General features: G+C 70.3%; 16 protein-coding genes. 13 read left to right on the plus strand and 3 right to left on the minus strand.

The features are described 5' to 3' along the window. The first annotated feature begins 154 nt into the window (after positions 1–154). Positions 155–562 (plus strand): VOC family protein, encoded by a 408-nt coding sequence (locus tag AB0E78_RS30490; protein ID WP_361839213.1) that lies wholly within the window; start codon positions 155–157, stop codon positions 560–562. Here AB0E78_RS30490 and AB0E78_RS30495 read toward each other — a convergent pair. Continuing rightward, positions 543–1262, minus strand: a complete 720-nt coding sequence (locus tag AB0E78_RS30495; protein WP_361839087.1) for a helix-turn-helix transcriptional regulator — start codon at positions 1260–1262, stop codon at positions 543–545. The genes AB0E78_RS30490 and AB0E78_RS30495 overlap by 20 nt on opposite strands. A gap of 26 nt (positions 1263–1288) precedes the next feature. After that, the gene (locus AB0E78_RS30500) at positions 1289–2224 is read right to left on the minus strand and encodes an AraC family transcriptional regulator (protein ID WP_361839090.1); all 936 of its coding nucleotides are present in this window, start codon (positions 2222–2224) and stop codon (positions 1289–1291) included. 80 nt (positions 2225–2304) lie between these two features. Between AB0E78_RS30500 and AB0E78_RS30505 the strand changes: the two genes are divergently transcribed. Continuing rightward, positions 2305–3162: an NAD(P)H-binding protein gene (locus AB0E78_RS30505; RefSeq protein ID WP_361839093.1), complete on the plus strand. Its 858-nt coding sequence runs from the start codon at positions 2305–2307 to the stop codon at positions 3160–3162. Positions 3163–3280: 118 nt separating this feature from the next. Here the strand turns inward: AB0E78_RS30505 and AB0E78_RS30510 are convergent, their stop codons facing one another. Then, positions 3281–4432 carry a YihY/virulence factor BrkB family protein gene (locus AB0E78_RS30510; RefSeq protein WP_361839095.1) on the minus strand — a complete coding sequence of 384 codons (1152 nt, stop codon included), beginning with the start codon at positions 4430–4432 and terminating at the stop codon, positions 3281–3283. A 17-nt stretch (positions 4433–4449) separates the two neighbouring features. Between AB0E78_RS30510 and AB0E78_RS30515 the strand changes: the two genes are divergently transcribed. The 11 genes from AB0E78_RS30515 (at position 4450) to AB0E78_RS30565 (ending at position 14306) form a co-directional block, all read left to right on the plus strand. After that, complete coding sequence (locus AB0E78_RS30515) at positions 4450–6087, plus strand: acyl-CoA dehydrogenase family protein (protein WP_361839098.1); 1638 nt, start codon at positions 4450–4452, stop codon at positions 6085–6087. Positions 6088–6276: 189 nt separating this feature from the next. Beyond that, positions 6277–6579 carry a hypothetical protein gene (locus tag AB0E78_RS30520; RefSeq protein WP_361839100.1) on the plus strand — a complete coding sequence of 101 codons (303 nt, stop codon included), beginning with the start codon at positions 6277–6279 and terminating at the stop codon, positions 6577–6579. A 13-nt stretch (positions 6580–6592) separates the two neighbouring features. Next, positions 6593–7153, plus strand: a complete 561-nt coding sequence (locus AB0E78_RS30525) for a GNAT family N-acetyltransferase (RefSeq protein ID WP_361839103.1) — start codon at positions 6593–6595, stop codon at positions 7151–7153. A gap of 109 nt (positions 7154–7262) precedes the next feature. Then, positions 7263–7346, plus strand: a complete 84-nt coding sequence (locus AB0E78_RS30530) for a putative leader peptide (RefSeq protein WP_323178717.1) — start codon at positions 7263–7265, stop codon at positions 7344–7346. A gap of 117 nt (positions 7347–7463) precedes the next feature. Beyond that, complete coding sequence (locus AB0E78_RS30535; RefSeq protein ID WP_361839105.1) at positions 7464–9161, plus strand: nitrite/sulfite reductase; 1698 nt, start codon at positions 7464–7466, stop codon at positions 9159–9161. Next, positions 9158–9337: a hypothetical protein gene (locus tag AB0E78_RS30540; protein ID WP_361839108.1), complete on the plus strand. Its 180-nt coding sequence runs from the start codon at positions 9158–9160 to the stop codon at positions 9335–9337. The genes AB0E78_RS30535 and AB0E78_RS30540 overlap by 4 nt, the downstream gene beginning before the upstream one ends. Further along, the gene (locus AB0E78_RS30545; protein WP_361839110.1) at positions 9334–10047 is read left to right on the plus strand and encodes a phosphoadenylyl-sulfate reductase; all 714 of its coding nucleotides are present in this window, start codon (positions 9334–9336) and stop codon (positions 10045–10047) included. Before AB0E78_RS30540 ends, AB0E78_RS30545 begins: the two co-directional genes overlap by 4 nt. Next, a complete protein-coding gene (gene cysC, locus AB0E78_RS30550; protein WP_361839113.1) occupies positions 10047–10634 on the plus strand; it encodes an adenylyl-sulfate kinase in 588 nt (195 codons plus the stop codon). The genes AB0E78_RS30545 and cysC overlap by 1 nt, the downstream gene beginning before the upstream one ends. Continuing rightward, positions 10631–11569, plus strand: coding sequence for a sulfate adenylyltransferase subunit CysD (gene cysD, locus AB0E78_RS30555; protein ID WP_361839116.1), 939 nt, complete (start codon positions 10631–10633; stop codon positions 11567–11569). The genes cysC and cysD overlap by 4 nt, the downstream gene beginning before the upstream one ends. Positions 11570–11571: 2 nt before the next feature. Beyond that, positions 11572–12945 carry a GTP-binding protein gene (locus AB0E78_RS30560; protein ID WP_361839118.1) on the plus strand — a complete coding sequence of 458 codons (1374 nt, stop codon included), beginning with the start codon at positions 11572–11574 and terminating at the stop codon, positions 12943–12945. Positions 12946–13175: 230 nt separating this feature from the next. Continuing rightward, a complete protein-coding gene (locus AB0E78_RS30565) occupies positions 13176–14306 on the plus strand; it encodes an aliphatic sulfonate ABC transporter substrate-binding protein (RefSeq protein ID WP_361839120.1) in 1131 nt (376 codons plus the stop codon). The last annotated feature ends 3 nt before the right edge of the window (positions 14307–14309 follow it).

Consider the following 14309-nt stretch of genomic DNA (forward strand, 5'->3'; position numbering starts at 1 on the left):
GCAGTCAACTCCCCTCGTCTCCGTACGGGCGGCACGCACGTGCCTTGCCCACATGTACGACCGGGCGCGGGCGGCGGCAAGGAGTGGCACGGCGTCCGTTTTCTTCAAGACAGACGAAGGGCGGCTGCCTAGGCTCCGAGGCATGAACACGAACATCACGCCCCGTTTCGATCTGGTCGGCATCGTCGTCTCCGACATGGCCGCCACGCTCGCCTTCTACCGCCGCCTCGGCCTGGAGTTTCCCGCGGGTTCCGAGGGCCGGCCGCATGTCGAGGCGGCGCTCCCCGGCGGTCTGCGCATCGCCTTCGACACGGAGGAGACCATCAAGTCCTTCACCGAGAACTGGGAGCCGCCGCGGAGCGCGGGCCGCATCGGGCTCGCCTTCCACTGCGAGACCCCCGAGGGCGTCGACGCGGTGTACGCGGAGCTGGTGGGCGCCGGACACCACGGCGAGCTCAAGCCGTGGGACGCCTTCTGGGGCCAGCGGTACGCCTCGGTCCTCGACCCGGACGGCAACGGCGTCGACCTGTTCGCGCCGCTGGCTAGTGAGGCCGCGGGCTGAGCAGTTCGCCCAGCGGCATCCCCGTCAACTCCTTGACGTCACGCGCCAGATGGGCCTGGTCGGCGAAGCCCGAGACCACCGCGGTCTCCGCGAACGCCAGGCCCGACCTGGCCAGGGCGAGCGCGCGCTGCAGCCGCAGCACACGGGCCAGCGTCTTGGGCCCGTAGCCGAAAGCCGCCAGTGAACGCCGGTGCAGGAGGCGGGCGTTGATGCCCGCCTCCGCGGCGGTCGACGCGATGCTCCGCCCCGCGTCCAGTGCCTTGACGACGTGCGCGAGCAGCGGATCGGGCGGTCCCGCACCGTCCGCCCGCGCCAGGGCGACGGACTCCAGGACGGCCGCCGGATCGCCGGCCGCGTCCATGCGTTCGGTCAGCCGGCGTGCCTCGGCGGACGGCCACAGGTCGGCGAGGTCGACGCGCCGGTCACGGAGCTCGTGCGCGGGCACGCCGAGGAAGGCGGGGGCGGTGCCGGGATAGAAGCGGATGCCCACGTACCGGGCGGCGCCATCCGGCTCGGGGCGGTACGCGCGGGTGTCGGGGCCCGCGACCAGGAGCCTGCCGCCGCTCCACAGCAGGTCCATGCAGCCGTCGGGCAGGACGGGGTAGACGGGGGCGTCCGAGCCACCGGCGGTACGGGTCCACAGGACCGCGCCCGCGACCCGGGACGGCCGCTCCGCGTACTCCACGGTCTCGTACGACACGCCTTCAAGGCTACGCCGCCCAGGGACTAGGCGGCCGGCGAGCGGTGCTCCTGCGGGCTGACCCCGTAGACCCGCTTGAAGGCGCTGGACAGGGCGAACGCGCTGCCGTACCCGACACGGCGGGCGATCGCGGCGATCGTCTGTTCGCTGTCCCGCAGCAGGTCGGCGGCGAGCGCGAGCCGCCAGCCCGTCAGGTACGCCATCGGCGGCTCGCCCACGAGTTCGGTGAACCGCCGGGCGAGCGCGGCCCGCGACACACCCGCCTTCGCGGCGAGCTCGGCGATCGTCCAGGGGTGTGCGGGATCGTCCTGGAGCAGCCGGATCGCCTGCCCGACGACGGGGTCCCCCATCGCGCGGTACCAGGCGGGGGCCTCCGCCTCCGGCCGGGAGAACCAGGCGCGCAGCGAGGCGATCATCAGCAGGTCGAGCAGCCGGTCGAGCACGACGTCCTGCCCCGGCTCGTCCTTGGCGATCTCGTCGGCGAGCAGCGGGGTGAGCGGGCAGTCCCACACCTCGGTGGGCAGGACGAGGAGCTGGGGCAGCGCGTCGAGGAGCCGCCCGGTAATCTCGCCGCGCGCCTGATAGGTGCCGATCAGCATCTCCACGGGGCCATCGGGCAGTTGGCCCCAGGTGCGCTGCCCGAGGTCGCGGTACCGGTCGGGCGGGGTGTCACCGAGGGGCACGCAGTTCTCGCCCGGCTGAATCTCGACGTGGGGCTTGCGCGTCCGGTCGTCGGCGACCGTGTAGTGGTCAGGGCCGCGGGCGATGGCGACGTCGCCGGGACGGATCAGCTGGGGTTCGCCGTCGTCGGGCACGATCCAGGCGGTGCCCCGCACCATGATCATGACCGAGAGCGGTGCCTCGTCCGCGATACGGACGGACCAGGGCGGGTCGAAGCACGCGCGGATCATGAAGGCTCCCCGCGCGCGGGGGCCTTCCAGCAAGCCTGCGAGTACGTCCATGCCCAGAGCGTAGACGCACGCGTATGGGGGCGAGGCCCTGACGGATGGTTCCTTGTGGCGCGGGGCAGTTCACTGAGGTCATGACAGAGACGGCAGTGCATACGCAGAGCACGCAGAACATGACGGTGCTGGTCACGGGTGCGTCCGGCAAGACCGGGCGCCGGGTCGCGGAGGCCGCGGAGGCGGCCGGATACACGGTGAGGGCCGCCTCGCGGTCGGGTGCGGTGCGGTTCGACTGGTACGACCCCACGACGTGGGAGGACGCGCTGCGGGGCGCGGACGCCGCGTACCTCGCCTACATGCCGGACGTCGGGGCGCCCGGCGCGGGCGACACGGTGGGCGCGCTGGCCCGGCAGGCGGTGGCGCTCGGGGTGCGGCGGCTCGTGCTGCTCTCGGCCCGGGGCGAGGACCAGGCGGAGCCGGCCGAGCGGGCGGTGCGGGAGTCCGGGGCCGAGTGGACCGTCGTACGGGCGAGTTGGTTCGCCCAGAACCTCAGCGAGGGGCCGCTGCTCGACGGCATGCGGGCCGGGGAGCTGGTGTTCCCGGCCGGGGAGGTGCTCGAACCGTTCATCGACGCGCGGGACATCGCCGATGTGGTGGTGGCGGTGCTCCGCCCCGGTTCGGGATACGCGGGGCGGGTGGTGGAGATATCGGGGCCGCGCCTCATCTCGTTCCGTGACGCGGTGGCCGAGGTGTCGGCGGCGGCCGGGCGGGAGATCCGCTATGTCCCCGTCTCGGCCCAGGAGTACGGGAGCGCGCTCGCGGAGTTCGGGGTGCCGCCGCAGGAGACGGAGTTCCTCATCGAGCTCTTCGAGACGAACCTGGACGGCCGCAACGCGCACCTCTCGGACGGGGTGCGGCAGGTCCTGGGTCGGGCACCCCGCGACTTCGCCGAGTTCGCCAGGGAGCATGCGGAAGCAGGCGTCTGGAAGGCCTGAGCGGGCTCCGGAGCCTAGCGGGACGGTCGGTCACCGGCCACCCGCCGGGTTCGTCCTCACACGCCGGACGGGCTGAAACACCAAGCCGGACGGGCTGGACATCCAGCCCGTCCCGGACCTACTCGGGGGGCGGCTCTTCCCCGCCGCCGTTCCGCTTCCCGTGGCCCCGCAGCCGGGACGTCACGTCGTCCGGCGGCAGGAAGCGTGACCACCGCTCGGGGAACTCGGACGGCATGTCCGGGTCGTCCGGGTCGTAGGGGTCCTGCGAAGCCTCCCGTGCCGCCACCGCGCGGGCCACCACCTCCACCGCGCGCGCCTCCCGTATCCGGTCGTTGGCCGCGCGCGCGGCCGCCGTGGCGACGGAGGGCCATACCCGGTCGATCGCGGCGTTCACCGCGGCCCCCACAAGGACCGCGAACGCCGACACGCCGATCCACAGGAGCACCGCCACCGGCGCCGCCAACGAACCGTAGATCGTGGGTCCTTCGACCGTGCTCGTCAGGTAGATGCGGAGCAGGAAGCTGCCGAGGACCCACATCCCCAGGGCGATGAGCGCGCCGGGCATGTCCTCCACCCAGGGCGAACGCACCGGCACCGACACGTGGTAGAGCGTCGTCAGGAACACCACCGACAGCAGCGTCACCACCGGCCAGTACAGGATCTGCACCACCGTCGTGGAGCCGGGCACCAGCTTCACCACCGCGTCCGGCCCCGCCACCATCAGCGGCAGCGCCACCGAACCGATCAGCAGCGCCACGATGAACAGGCCGAACGCGAGGAGGCGGGTCTTGACGATGCCGCGCGCGCCGTCCAGCCCGTACATCACCGTGATCGTGTCGATGAAGACGTTCACGGCGCGCGAGCCCGACCACAGGGCGAAGACGAAGCCGATGGAGATGACGTCGGGCCGGCCGACCCGCATGACGTCCTCCAGTATCGGCTGCGCGATCTGGCTGACGCCCTTGTCGGAGAGGACCGTGCGGGACGCCTCCAGGATGTTGTTCTCGACGCTGGCGATGGTGTTCGCGCCGGTCCAGCGGTCCACGTAGGCGAGCAGGCCGATCAGGCTCAGGAGCAGCGGCGGCACCGAAAGCAGCGTGAAGAACGCCGCCTCGGCGGCCAGGCCCAGGATGCGGTACTCCACACACGAGTTGACCGTGTCCTTGAGCAGCAGCCAGGCAGTCCTGCGCTTGGAGACGTTGCTGTAGAGAGCGCGGGCCCGGTTCCAGCGGCCCGACGGCCTCCCGGGTGTTTCTTTTGCCTGGTGCACCTCCTTACCGTAGCGGCATGGCAGCCACCACCCACACAGTGACCAACCAGGCTCCGCCCCTGGTGGGATATGACGTTTTTACGTCGGACCGCGCACTCGCGGAAGGAGTCGAACGGCATCTCGATCCCGCCCTTCTGGGTACCGCCCGTGAGCAACTCTCCGAACTCGGGCGCACGGCGGGTTCGGCGCAGGCGCGGGAATGGGGGTTTCTGGCCAATGAGAATCCGCCCGTTCTGCACACCCATGACCGCTATGGGAATCGCATCGACGAAGTCGCCTTCCATCCGGCGTGGCACCGGCTGCTCGGCAAGGCGGTGTCCTCGGGTCTGACCACGGCGTGGTCGCGGCCGGGCGGCCATCTGCGGCGCGCGGCCGGGTTCCTGGTGTGGTCGCAGGTCGAGGCGGGGCACAGCTGTCCGGTCTCGATGACGCACGCGGCCGTTCCCGCGCTGCGGACCGATCCCGCGCTCGCCGCCGAGTGGGAGCCCCGGCTCACTTCTCTCGTCTACGACGAAGGGCTGCGGCCCGCCTCCCAGAAGGCCGGGGCGCTCTTCGGGATGGGCATGACGGAGAAACAGGGCGGCAGCGATGTGCGCGCGAATACGACGCGTGCGCGTGCCCTTGCGGAAGAGGGCTCCTATGAACTCACGGGGCACAAGTGGTTCTGTTCCGCACCCATGTCCGACGGCTTTCTCGTGCTCGGGCAGACCGACCCGGGACTTACCTGTTTCCTCGTGCCGCGGGTCCTTGAGGACGGCACCCGGAACGCCTTCGCCATTCAGCGCCTGAAGGACAAACTGGGCAACAAGTCGAACGCGTCCAGCGAGGTCGAGTTCGACGGGACGTGGGCGCGCAGGGTCGGTGAGGAGGGGCGCGGGGTGCGCACCATCATCGAGATGGTGGCGGCCACGCGGCTCGACTGTGTGGTGGGTTCGGCGGCGCTCATGCGGCAGGCCGTCGCGCAGGCCGTGCACCACGCCACGTACCGCGAGGCGTTCGGCGGGAAGCTCATCGACAAGCCCCTCATGCGCAACGTCCTGGCGGATCTGGCCCTGGAGTCGGAAGCGGCCACGACGCTCGCGCTGCGCCTCGCCGCCGCGTACGACGACGGGAGCGAGCAGGAGCGGGCCTTCCTGCGCATCGCGGTGCCGGCCGCGAAGTACTGGGTGACCAAGCGCTGCACGCCGCTCGTGGTGGAGGCCCTCGAGGTGCTCGGCGGCAACGGATACGTGGAGGAGTCGGGGATGCCGCGGCTGCTCCGTGAGTCGCCGCTCAACTCCATCTGGGAGGGCTCGGGGAACGTACAGGCGCTTGACGTGCTGCGTGCGCTGCAGCGGGAGCCGCTGGCGCTGAACGCCTTCCTCCAGGAGGTCGGGCTCGCGCGCGGCGCCGATCACCGCCTGGACGGCGCGATCAAGGGGCTGCTCACCGAACTGGCCGACCTGGACGGCATCGAGGCGCGGGCGCGGCGGCTCGTGGAGCGGATGGCCCTGGTGCTCCAGGGCTCGCTGCTCGTGCGGTACGCGCCCCCGGAGGTGGCCGACGCGTTCTGTGCCTCGCGGCTCGGCGGGGACTGGGGCTCGGCGTTCGGGACACTGCCGCACACGCTCGATCTGGCCGCCGTGGTGGAGCGGGCGGCGCCGCGGGGCGACTAGCGGGAAACGCGGGGGTGGCGCTGCGCCGACACGGGGGCGCCGAAGGGGCACGCTGAGCGGGGATGCCGCCGACGGACCGGCTCGCCCTGGAGCCGCTGCCCGGCGGCCGGCTGCCGCGCGCGCAGGAGGACCCGCAGCCGCCGGCCGCGGCCCGCCTCGTCCTGGACGTCAGCGGGCCTCGCCGAGGACATGTTCGGCAGTCCGGCGCGCACGGTGACGGTGCGTGCCGAACTCTCCCGGTTCCGGCGCTCCTTGGACGGCCCGCCGGCCCGCCGCCTCTACCGCTTCACCGGGGACGTCGACATGGAGGTGATCCTGCCCGGGCGCCCGGCGGACCTGCTGCCGCGTTCGACGGCGCCCGCGGGGCGTGCGGGCCGCGGGGTGTGCGGCGGGCCATGGAACATCCTCCAGCTCGAAGAATGCGGGGGGTGGCAGGCGCTGCGGGATCTTCCCGCATCCCGGGCACCTTTGGCCAGGGTGCGTGGCCCATGATTCGCTGACCCGCATGAGCCTCACTGTCACCACGTGGTCCCTCGAGCAGACCGCTCCCACCGATCTGCTGCCCGCGGCGGCACCGGACGTGGACGTCACGATCGTCCGGGCCGGGATCCCGTCCCCCGAGTTCAGCCGCTTCCTCTACGCCTCCGTCGGCGGCGACATCCGCTGGACGGACCGGCTCTCCCTCTCCTACGCGCAGTGGCAGGAGCAGCTCGGAAAGTCGGGCGTCGAGACGTGGGTCGCGTACGAGAAGGGGACGCCCGCCGGGTACGTGGAACTGGCGGCGCAGGACGACGGTGTCGTCGAGATCGTGTACTTCGGCCTCATCCCGGCCTTCCGGGGCCGACGGATCGGCGGGTATCTGCTCTCGTACGGGGCGCGGCGGGCCTGGGACCTCGCCGAGCGGTGGCCCGAGCTCCCCCCGACCAAGCGGGTATGGCTGCACACCTGCTCCAAGGACGGCGAGCACGCCATGGAGAATTACCTGCGACGCGGCTTCAAGCTCTTCGACACGAAGGTCGAGCAGGAGCCGGACGTGGCCACTCCGGGCCCGTGGCCCGGCGCGTGACTCTCCACGGCGAGTGACCGACACCACACCATCTCACACAGCGAGACTCACGCGTCCACATTCTGGATAATGGTGGACTGGGCCGAAAGTCCCATGACACGCTTCCGTCATGGATCGCACTGGAATTGCCTTGGTGAGTCGACGTCACGTCGATCTCTGCCGCATGTCCAGCGCCATGTGTCCGGCGAGCTGACAGCACCAGCGCCGACGACTCCCTCTGCTTGACCATCATCTTGCGCACCGCCGCGCCCCCCGGCGCGAAGTGTGCAGGTCACAGCCGCCCTCAGCCCGCCTTGAAGGACGTATAGCCATGGCTGCCACCCCCGAAAAGCCCACGACTGCCGCGCCCCGGCGCAAGGCGAGCCGTCACCGTGGTGAGGGCCAGTGGGCCGTTGGCCACTTCACGCCGCTCAACGGGAACGAACAGTTCAAGAAGGACGACGACGGTCTCAATGTGCGGACACGCATTGAGACGATCTACTCGAAGCGCGGCTTCGACTCCATCGACCCGAACGATCTTCGTGGGCGTATGCGCTGGTGGGGGCTCTACACCCAGCGCCGGCAGGGCATCGACGGCGGCAAGACCGCGATCCTGGAGCCGGAGGAGCTGGACGACGAGTACTTCATGCTCCGGGTCCGGATCGACGGCGGGCGGCTGACCACCGAGCAGCTGCGCGTCATCGGCGAGATCTCGCAGGAGTTCGCGCGCGGCACCGCCGACCTCACCGACCGGCAGAACGTGCAGTACCACTGGATCCGCATCGAGGACGTCCCCACGATCTGGGAACGCCTCGAGGCCGTGGGGCTCTCGACGACCGAGGCCTGCGGTGACACTCCCCGCGTCATCCTCGGCTCGCCCGTCGCCGGTGTCGCCGAGAACGAGATCATCGACGGCTCGCCCGCCATCGACGAGATCCAGCGCCGCTTCATCGGCAGCCCTGAGTTCTCGAACCTGCCGCGCAAGTTCAAGACGGCCATCTCGGGCTCTCCGCAGCTCGACGTCGCGCACGAGATCAACGACGTCGCCTTCGTGGGCGTCGACCACCCCGAGCACGGCCCCGGCTTCGACCTCTGGGTCGGCGGCGGCCTGTCCACCAACCCCAAGCTGGGCGTGCGGCTCGGCGCCTGGGTGCCGCTCGACGAGGTGCCGGACGTGTGGACCGGCGTCATCGGCATCTTCCGTGACTACGGCTACCGGCGCCTGCGCACCCGCGCCCGCTTGAAGTTCCTCGTCGCCGACTGGGGTCCTGAGAAGTTCCGGCAGATCCTTCAGGACGAGTACCTCAAGCGCGAGCTCCTCGACGGGCCCCCGCCCGAGCAGCCCGCCGGCACCTGGCGCGACCACCTCGGCGTGCACAAGCAGAAGGACGGCCGCTTCTACGTCGGGTTCGCCCCCCGCGTGGGCCGCGTGGACGGCACGACGCTCACGAAGATCGCCGACGTCGCCGCGGCCCACGGCTCGGGCCGTCTGCGCACCACCGCCGAGCAGAAGATGATCGTGCTCGACGTGGAGGAGGCTCAGGTCGAGTCCCTCGTCGCCGGCCTTGAGGCCCTCGATCTGCGGGTCACCCCCTCGCCCTTCCGGCGCGGCACCATGGCCTGCACCGGCATCGAGTTCTGCAAGCTGGCGATCGTCGAGACCAAGGCGCGCGGCTCCCAGCTCATCGACGAACTGGAGCGCCGCATCCCGGAGTTCGACGAGCCGATCACCATCAACATCAACGGCTGCCCGAACGCCTGCGCCCGCATCCAGGTCGCCGACATCGGACTCAAGGGTCAGCTGGTCCTTGACGCCGAGGGCAACCAGGTCGAAGGCTTCCAGGTGCACCTGGGCGGCGCCCTCGGTCTCGATGCCGGGTTCGGCCGCAAGGTCCGTGGCCTGAAGGTCACTTCGGCCGAGCTGCCCGACTACGTGGAGCGGGTCCTCACGCGCTTCCAGGAGGAGCGCGCGGACGACGAGCGCTTCGCCACCTGGGTGGGCCGCGCCAGCGAGGAGGCCCTCTCATGAGTGAGCGTGCCGCCCCCTTCCACTGCCCCTACTGCGGTGAAGAGGACCTGCGTCCCAACGAGACCGGTCACGGCGCCTGGGAATGCGCCGCGTGCAATCGCGCCTTCCAGTTGAAGTTCCTCGGGCTGCTCGCCCAGGGAGTTCAGCGCAACAACGGTGGAGGGGAAGAGATATGACGACCGCTCAGGCCCAAGAGCAGCGTACGGACGACGAGTTGAGGGCCCTTGCCGAGCAGGCCGGGCGGGATCTTGAGGACGCTTCCGCCCTGGAGATCCTCCGGTGGGCCGTGGACACCTTCGGTGACCGCTTCTGCGTGACCTCCTCCATGGAGGACGCCGTCGTCGCCCACCTCGCCTCGCGCGCCCGCCCCGGCGTCGACGTCGTGTTCCTCGACACCGGATACCACTTCCCCGAGACCATCGGCACCCGTGACGCGGTCGCCGCCGTGATGGACGTCAACGTCATCACGCTCACGCCGAAGCAGTCGGTCGCCGAGCAGGACGCCGAGTTCGGCGCGAAGCTGCACGACCGCGATCCCGACCTGTGCTGCGCCATGCGGAAGGTCAAGCCCCTTGAGGAGGGCCTGACTTCGTACGCCGCCTGGGCGACCGGGCTGCGCCGCGACGAGTCCCCCACCCGGGCCGATACCCCGGTCGTCGGCTGGGACGAGAAGCGCCGCAAGGTCAAGGTCTCGCCGATCGCCCGCTGGACGCAGGACGACGTGGACGCCTACGTCACCGAGCACGGCGTCCTCACCAACCCCCTCCTCATGGACGGCTACGGCTCCGTGGGTTGCGCGCCCTGCACCCGCCGCCTCCTGGAGGGCGAGGACGCCCGCGCCGGACGCTGGTCGGGCAACGCCAAGACCGAGTGCGGGATCCACTGATGACAGAGCCCCGACACGCGGCAGAGCCTCGAAACGTAACGGAGAAGCACGTGACCACCGGAGCCACCATCTGGCTCACCGGCCTGCCCAGCGCGGGCAAGACCACCATCGCGTACGAACTCGCGGACACCCTGCGCGGCGAGGGCCACCGGGTGGAGGTGCTCGACGGTGACGAGATCCGCGAGTTTCTCTCGGCGGGCCTCGGCTTCAGCCGCGAGGACCGGCACACGAACGTGCAGCGCATCGGCTTCGTCGCCGAACTGCTCGCGCGTAACGGCGTGAAGGTCCTGGTCCCGGTGATCGCACCGTTCGCGGACAGCCGCGAGGCGGTCCGCAAGCGCCACCAGACGGGCGGCACGCCCTACGTGGAGGTCCATGTGGCCACGCCGGTCGAGGTCTGCTCCGTACGCGACGTGAAGGGTCTGTACGCCAAGCAGGCGGCCGGGGAGATCTCCGGGCTCACCGGCGTCGACGACCCCTACGAGGCACCCGAGTCACCCGATCTGCGCATCGAGTCACAGGACCAGACCGTGCAGGAGTCCGCGGCGGCCTTGCGCGCGCTGCTCATCGAAAGGGGTCTGGCATGACGACCACCGTGGCCACAGTGGCCGAGGGGACGGACAGCCCGTACGCGCTGTCGCACCTGGACTCCCTCGAGTCCGAGGCGGTGCACATCTTCCGCGAGGTGGCGGGCGAGTTCGAGCGGCCGGTGATCCTCTTCTCCGGCGGCAAGGACTCGATCCTCATGCTGCACCTCGCGCTGAAGGCCTTCGCCCCCGCGGCGATCCCCTTCTCCCTGCTGCACGTCGACACCGGGCACAACTTCCCCGAGGTCCTCGAATACCGCGACCGCGTCGTCGCCGAGCACGGTCTTCGGCTGCACGTCGCCTCCGTGCAGGAGTACATCGACGCGGGCAAGCTGCGTGAGCGCCCCGACGGCACCCGCAACCCGCTGCAGACCGTCCCGCTCACCGAGAAGATCCAGCGCGAGAAGTTCGACGCGGTGTTCGGCGGCGGACGACGGGACGAGGAGAAGGCCCGCGCCAAGGAGCGCGTCTTCTCCCTGCGCGACGAGTTCTCGCAGTGGGACCCGCGCCGCCAGCGCCCTGAGCTGTGGCAGCTCTACAACGGCCGCCACGCACCCGGCGAGCACGTCCGCGTGTTCCCGCTGTCCAACTGGACCGAGCTGGACGTGTGGCAGTACATCGCCCGCGAGGGCATCGAGCTCCCCGAGATCTACTTCGCGCACGAGCGGGACGTCTTCCGGCGCTCGGGCATGTGGCTGACCGCCGGCGAGTGGGGCGGCCCCAAGGACGACGAGACGGTCGAGAAGCGGCTCGTCCGCTACCGCACGGTGGGCGACATGTCCTGCACCGGTGCCGTCGACTCCGATGCCACCACGCTGGACGCCGTCATCACCGAGATCGCCGCGTCCCGGCTGACGGAGCGCGGCGCCACCCGCGCCGACGACAAGATGTCCGAGGCCGCGATGGAAGACCGCAAGCGCGAGGGGTACTTCTAAACATGACCAGCAGCACCGAACCCGACAAGGCACAGCCGCTCTCCGCCGAGCAGCTGTCGGCCACCACCCTGCTGCGGTTCGCCACCGCCGGGTCCGTCGACGACGGCAAGTCCACCCTCGTGGGCCGCCTCCTGCACGACTCCAAGTCGGTCCTCACCGACCAGCTCGAAGCCGTGGAGCGCGTCTCGCTCGGCCGCGGCCAGGAGACGCCCGACCTCGCGCTGCTCACCGACGGTCTGCGGGCCGAGCGCGAGCAGGGCATCACCATCGACGTCGCCTACCGCTACTTCGCGACGCCGCAGCGCCGGTTCATCCTCGCCGACACCCCGGGCCACGTGCAGTACACCCGGAACATGGTCACCGGCGCCTCGACGGCCGACCTCGCCGTGGTCCTCGTGGACGCCCGCAACGGCGTCATCGAGCAGACCCGCAGGCACGCGGCCGTCGCCGCGCTGCTTCGCGTCCCGCACGTCGTGCTCGCCGTGAACAAGATGGACCTCGTGGCGTACGAGGAGACCGTCTTCGCGAAGATCGCCGAGGAATTCACCGCGTACGCGAGCGAGTTGGGCGTCCCGGAGATCACCGCGATCCCGATCTCGGCGCTCGCCGGCGACAATGTCGTCGAGCCGTCCTCGAACATGGACTGGTACGGCGGCCCCACGGTCCTGGAGCATCTGGAGACGGTCCCGGTCAGCCACGACCTGACCTCCTGCCACGCACGCCTGCCCGTCCAGTACGTGATCCGCCCGCAGACCGCCGAGCACCCCGACTACCGGGGCTACGCGGGACAGATCGCGGCGGGCACCTTCCGGGTCGGCGAGTCCGTGACGGTGCTGCCCTCGGGCAAGACGTCGAAGATCGCGGGCATCGACCTCCTCGGCAAGCAGGTGGACGTCGCCTGGACGCCGCAGTCCGTGACGCTGCTCCTGGAGAGCGACATCGACATCGCGCGCGGCGACCTGATCGTGCCGAGCGGTGACCAGCCGCCGACGTCGCAGGACATCACGGCGACGGTCTGCCATGTCGCGGACACCGCACTGGCCGTCGGTCAGCGGGTGCTGCTCAAGCACACGACCCGCACGGTGAAGGCGATCGTCAAGGAGATCCCCTCGCGGCTCACCCTGGACGACCTCTCCCAGCACCCGGCGCCCGGCGAGCTGGTCGCCAACGACATCGGCCGTGTCGTGATCCGCACCGCCGAGCCGATCGCGGTCGACTCGTACGCCGCGTCGCGCCGCACCGGTTCGTTCCTCCTGATCGACCCGGCCGACGGCACGACGCTCGCGGCGGGCATGGCGGGCGACGCGTTCGCCACCACCACCGAGCACGCCGAAGAGGCCGAGCCGGCGGCGGACGACGAGGGCTGGGACTTCTGACCATGACCTCCATCGATTACTTCTCGACCTTCGCGAAGGAGGGCGGCCGCATCGGCAGCGGCGCCCTCGGCAGCGGGCAGGGCGGGGTCGGGCGATGTGCGTGATGACGTACGCGCACCGCTTGCGCGCCCACACCCCCCGCGAGTTCGACCTGCGAAGACGAAAACCTGCCGATCTCCCGGCCACGCCCTGACGGCGTGCAAGCCGGGCCAACGAGAGGACCACCTCCCGTGCCTGCCAGCTTCCGCACTCCACGCACCACCGGCGGCCGCCGCGCCCTGACCGCGGTCACCGCCCTGCCCCTGCTCGCCGTGGTGCTCACTTCCTGCGGTTATGGGTCCGCCGACGATGACAAGGACGACAAGGCCAAGGTGGCCGCGGGTGCGAAGAAGATCGAGGGACTGGACGAGGTGAAGATCGGGTACTTCCCGAACCTCACGCACGCCACCGCCCTGGTCGGTGACCAAGAGGGCCTGTTCCAGAAGGAACTGGGCGCCACCGAGGCGAAGTACACGCAGTTCAACGCCGGCCCTTCGGAGATCGAGGCGCTGAACTCGAAGTCGATCGACATCGGCTGGATCGGTCCGTCGCCCTCGATCAACGGCTACACCAAGTCCCAGGGCAAGAACCTGCGCATCATCGGCGGCTCGGCGTCCGGTGGCGTGAAGCTGGTGGTCAACCCCAAGAAGATCAAGTCCCTGGACGACGTCAAGGGCAAGAAGATCGCCACCCCGCAGCTCGGCAACACGCAGGACGTGGCCTTCCTCAACTGGGTCAAGGAAAAGGGCTGGAAAGTCGACGCGGAGAGCGGCAAGGGCGACGTCTCGGTGGTCCGCACCGACAACAAGATCACCCCGGACGCCTACAAGTCCGGCTCGATCGACGGCGCCTGGGTGCCGGAACCGACCGCGTCCAAGCTGGTCGCCGAGGGCGGCAAGGCGATCCTCGACGAGTCCGATCTGTGGCCGGACAAGAAGTTCGTGATCACGAACATCATCGTGTCGCAGTCGTTCCTCAAGGAGCACCCCAAGGTCGTCGAGGCCGTCCTGCGCGGTTCGGTGAAGACCAACCAGTGGATCAAGGACAACCCCGACAAGGCGAAGGCATCCGCCAACGCGGCCCTCAAGGAAGCGTCCGGCAAGGAGCTGCCCGCCAAGGTCATCGACCCGGCGTGGAAGTCCATCCAGACCACCGATGACCCGCTGGCCGCGACGCTCGACTCCGAGGCGAAGCACGCCGTCAAGGCAGGCCTCCTGGACAAGCCGAACCTCAAGGGCATCTACGACCTGAAGCCGCTGAACAAGGTCCTCAAGGCCGAGGGCAGGCCCGCTGTCGACGACGCCGGTCTCGGCGTCAAGTAACCC

Source organism: Streptomyces sp. NPDC032198, from assembly GCF_040636975.1.
Classification (GTDB): domain Bacteria; phylum Actinomycetota; class Actinomycetes; order Streptomycetales; family Streptomycetaceae; genus Streptomyces.

Bases quoted from the DNA above. Each gene is read 5' to 3' on its own strand.
- AB0E78_RS30535 (WP_361839105.1), top strand. From the start codon at position 7,464: ATGGCTGCCACCCCCGAAAAGCCCACGACTGCCGCGCCCCGGCGCAAG.
- AB0E78_RS30540 (WP_361839108.1), top strand. From the start codon at position 9,158: ATGAGTGAGCGTGCCGCCCCCTTCCACTGCCCCTACTGCGGTGAAGAG.
- AB0E78_RS30525 (WP_361839103.1), top strand. From the start codon at position 6,593: ATGAGCCTCACTGTCACCACGTGGTCCCTCGAGCAGACCGCTCCCACC.
- AB0E78_RS30560 (WP_361839118.1), top strand. From the start codon at position 11,572: ATGACCAGCAGCACCGAACCCGACAAGGCACAGCCGCTCTCCGCCGAG.
- AB0E78_RS30515 (WP_361839098.1), top strand. From the start codon at position 4,450: ATGGCAGCCACCACCCACACAGTGACCAACCAGGCTCCGCCCCTGGTG.
- AB0E78_RS30500 (WP_361839090.1), bottom strand. From the start codon at position 2,224: ATGGACGTACTCGCAGGCTTGCTGGAAGGCCCCCGCGCGCGGGGAGCC.
- AB0E78_RS30520 (WP_361839100.1), top strand. From the start codon at position 6,277: ATGTTCGGCAGTCCGGCGCGCACGGTGACGGTGCGTGCCGAACTCTCC.
- cysD (WP_361839116.1), top strand. From the start codon at position 10,631: ATGACGACCACCGTGGCCACAGTGGCCGAGGGGACGGACAGCCCGTAC.
- AB0E78_RS30545 (WP_361839110.1), top strand. From the start codon at position 9,334: ATGACGACCGCTCAGGCCCAAGAGCAGCGTACGGACGACGAGTTGAGG.
- AB0E78_RS30505 (WP_361839093.1), top strand. From the start codon at position 2,305: ATGACAGAGACGGCAGTGCATACGCAGAGCACGCAGAACATGACGGTG.
- cysC (WP_361839113.1), top strand. From the start codon at position 10,047: ATGACAGAGCCCCGACACGCGGCAGAGCCTCGAAACGTAACGGAGAAG.
- AB0E78_RS30530 (WP_323178717.1), top strand. From the start codon at position 7,263: ATGGATCGCACTGGAATTGCCTTGGTGAGTCGACGTCACGTCGATCTC.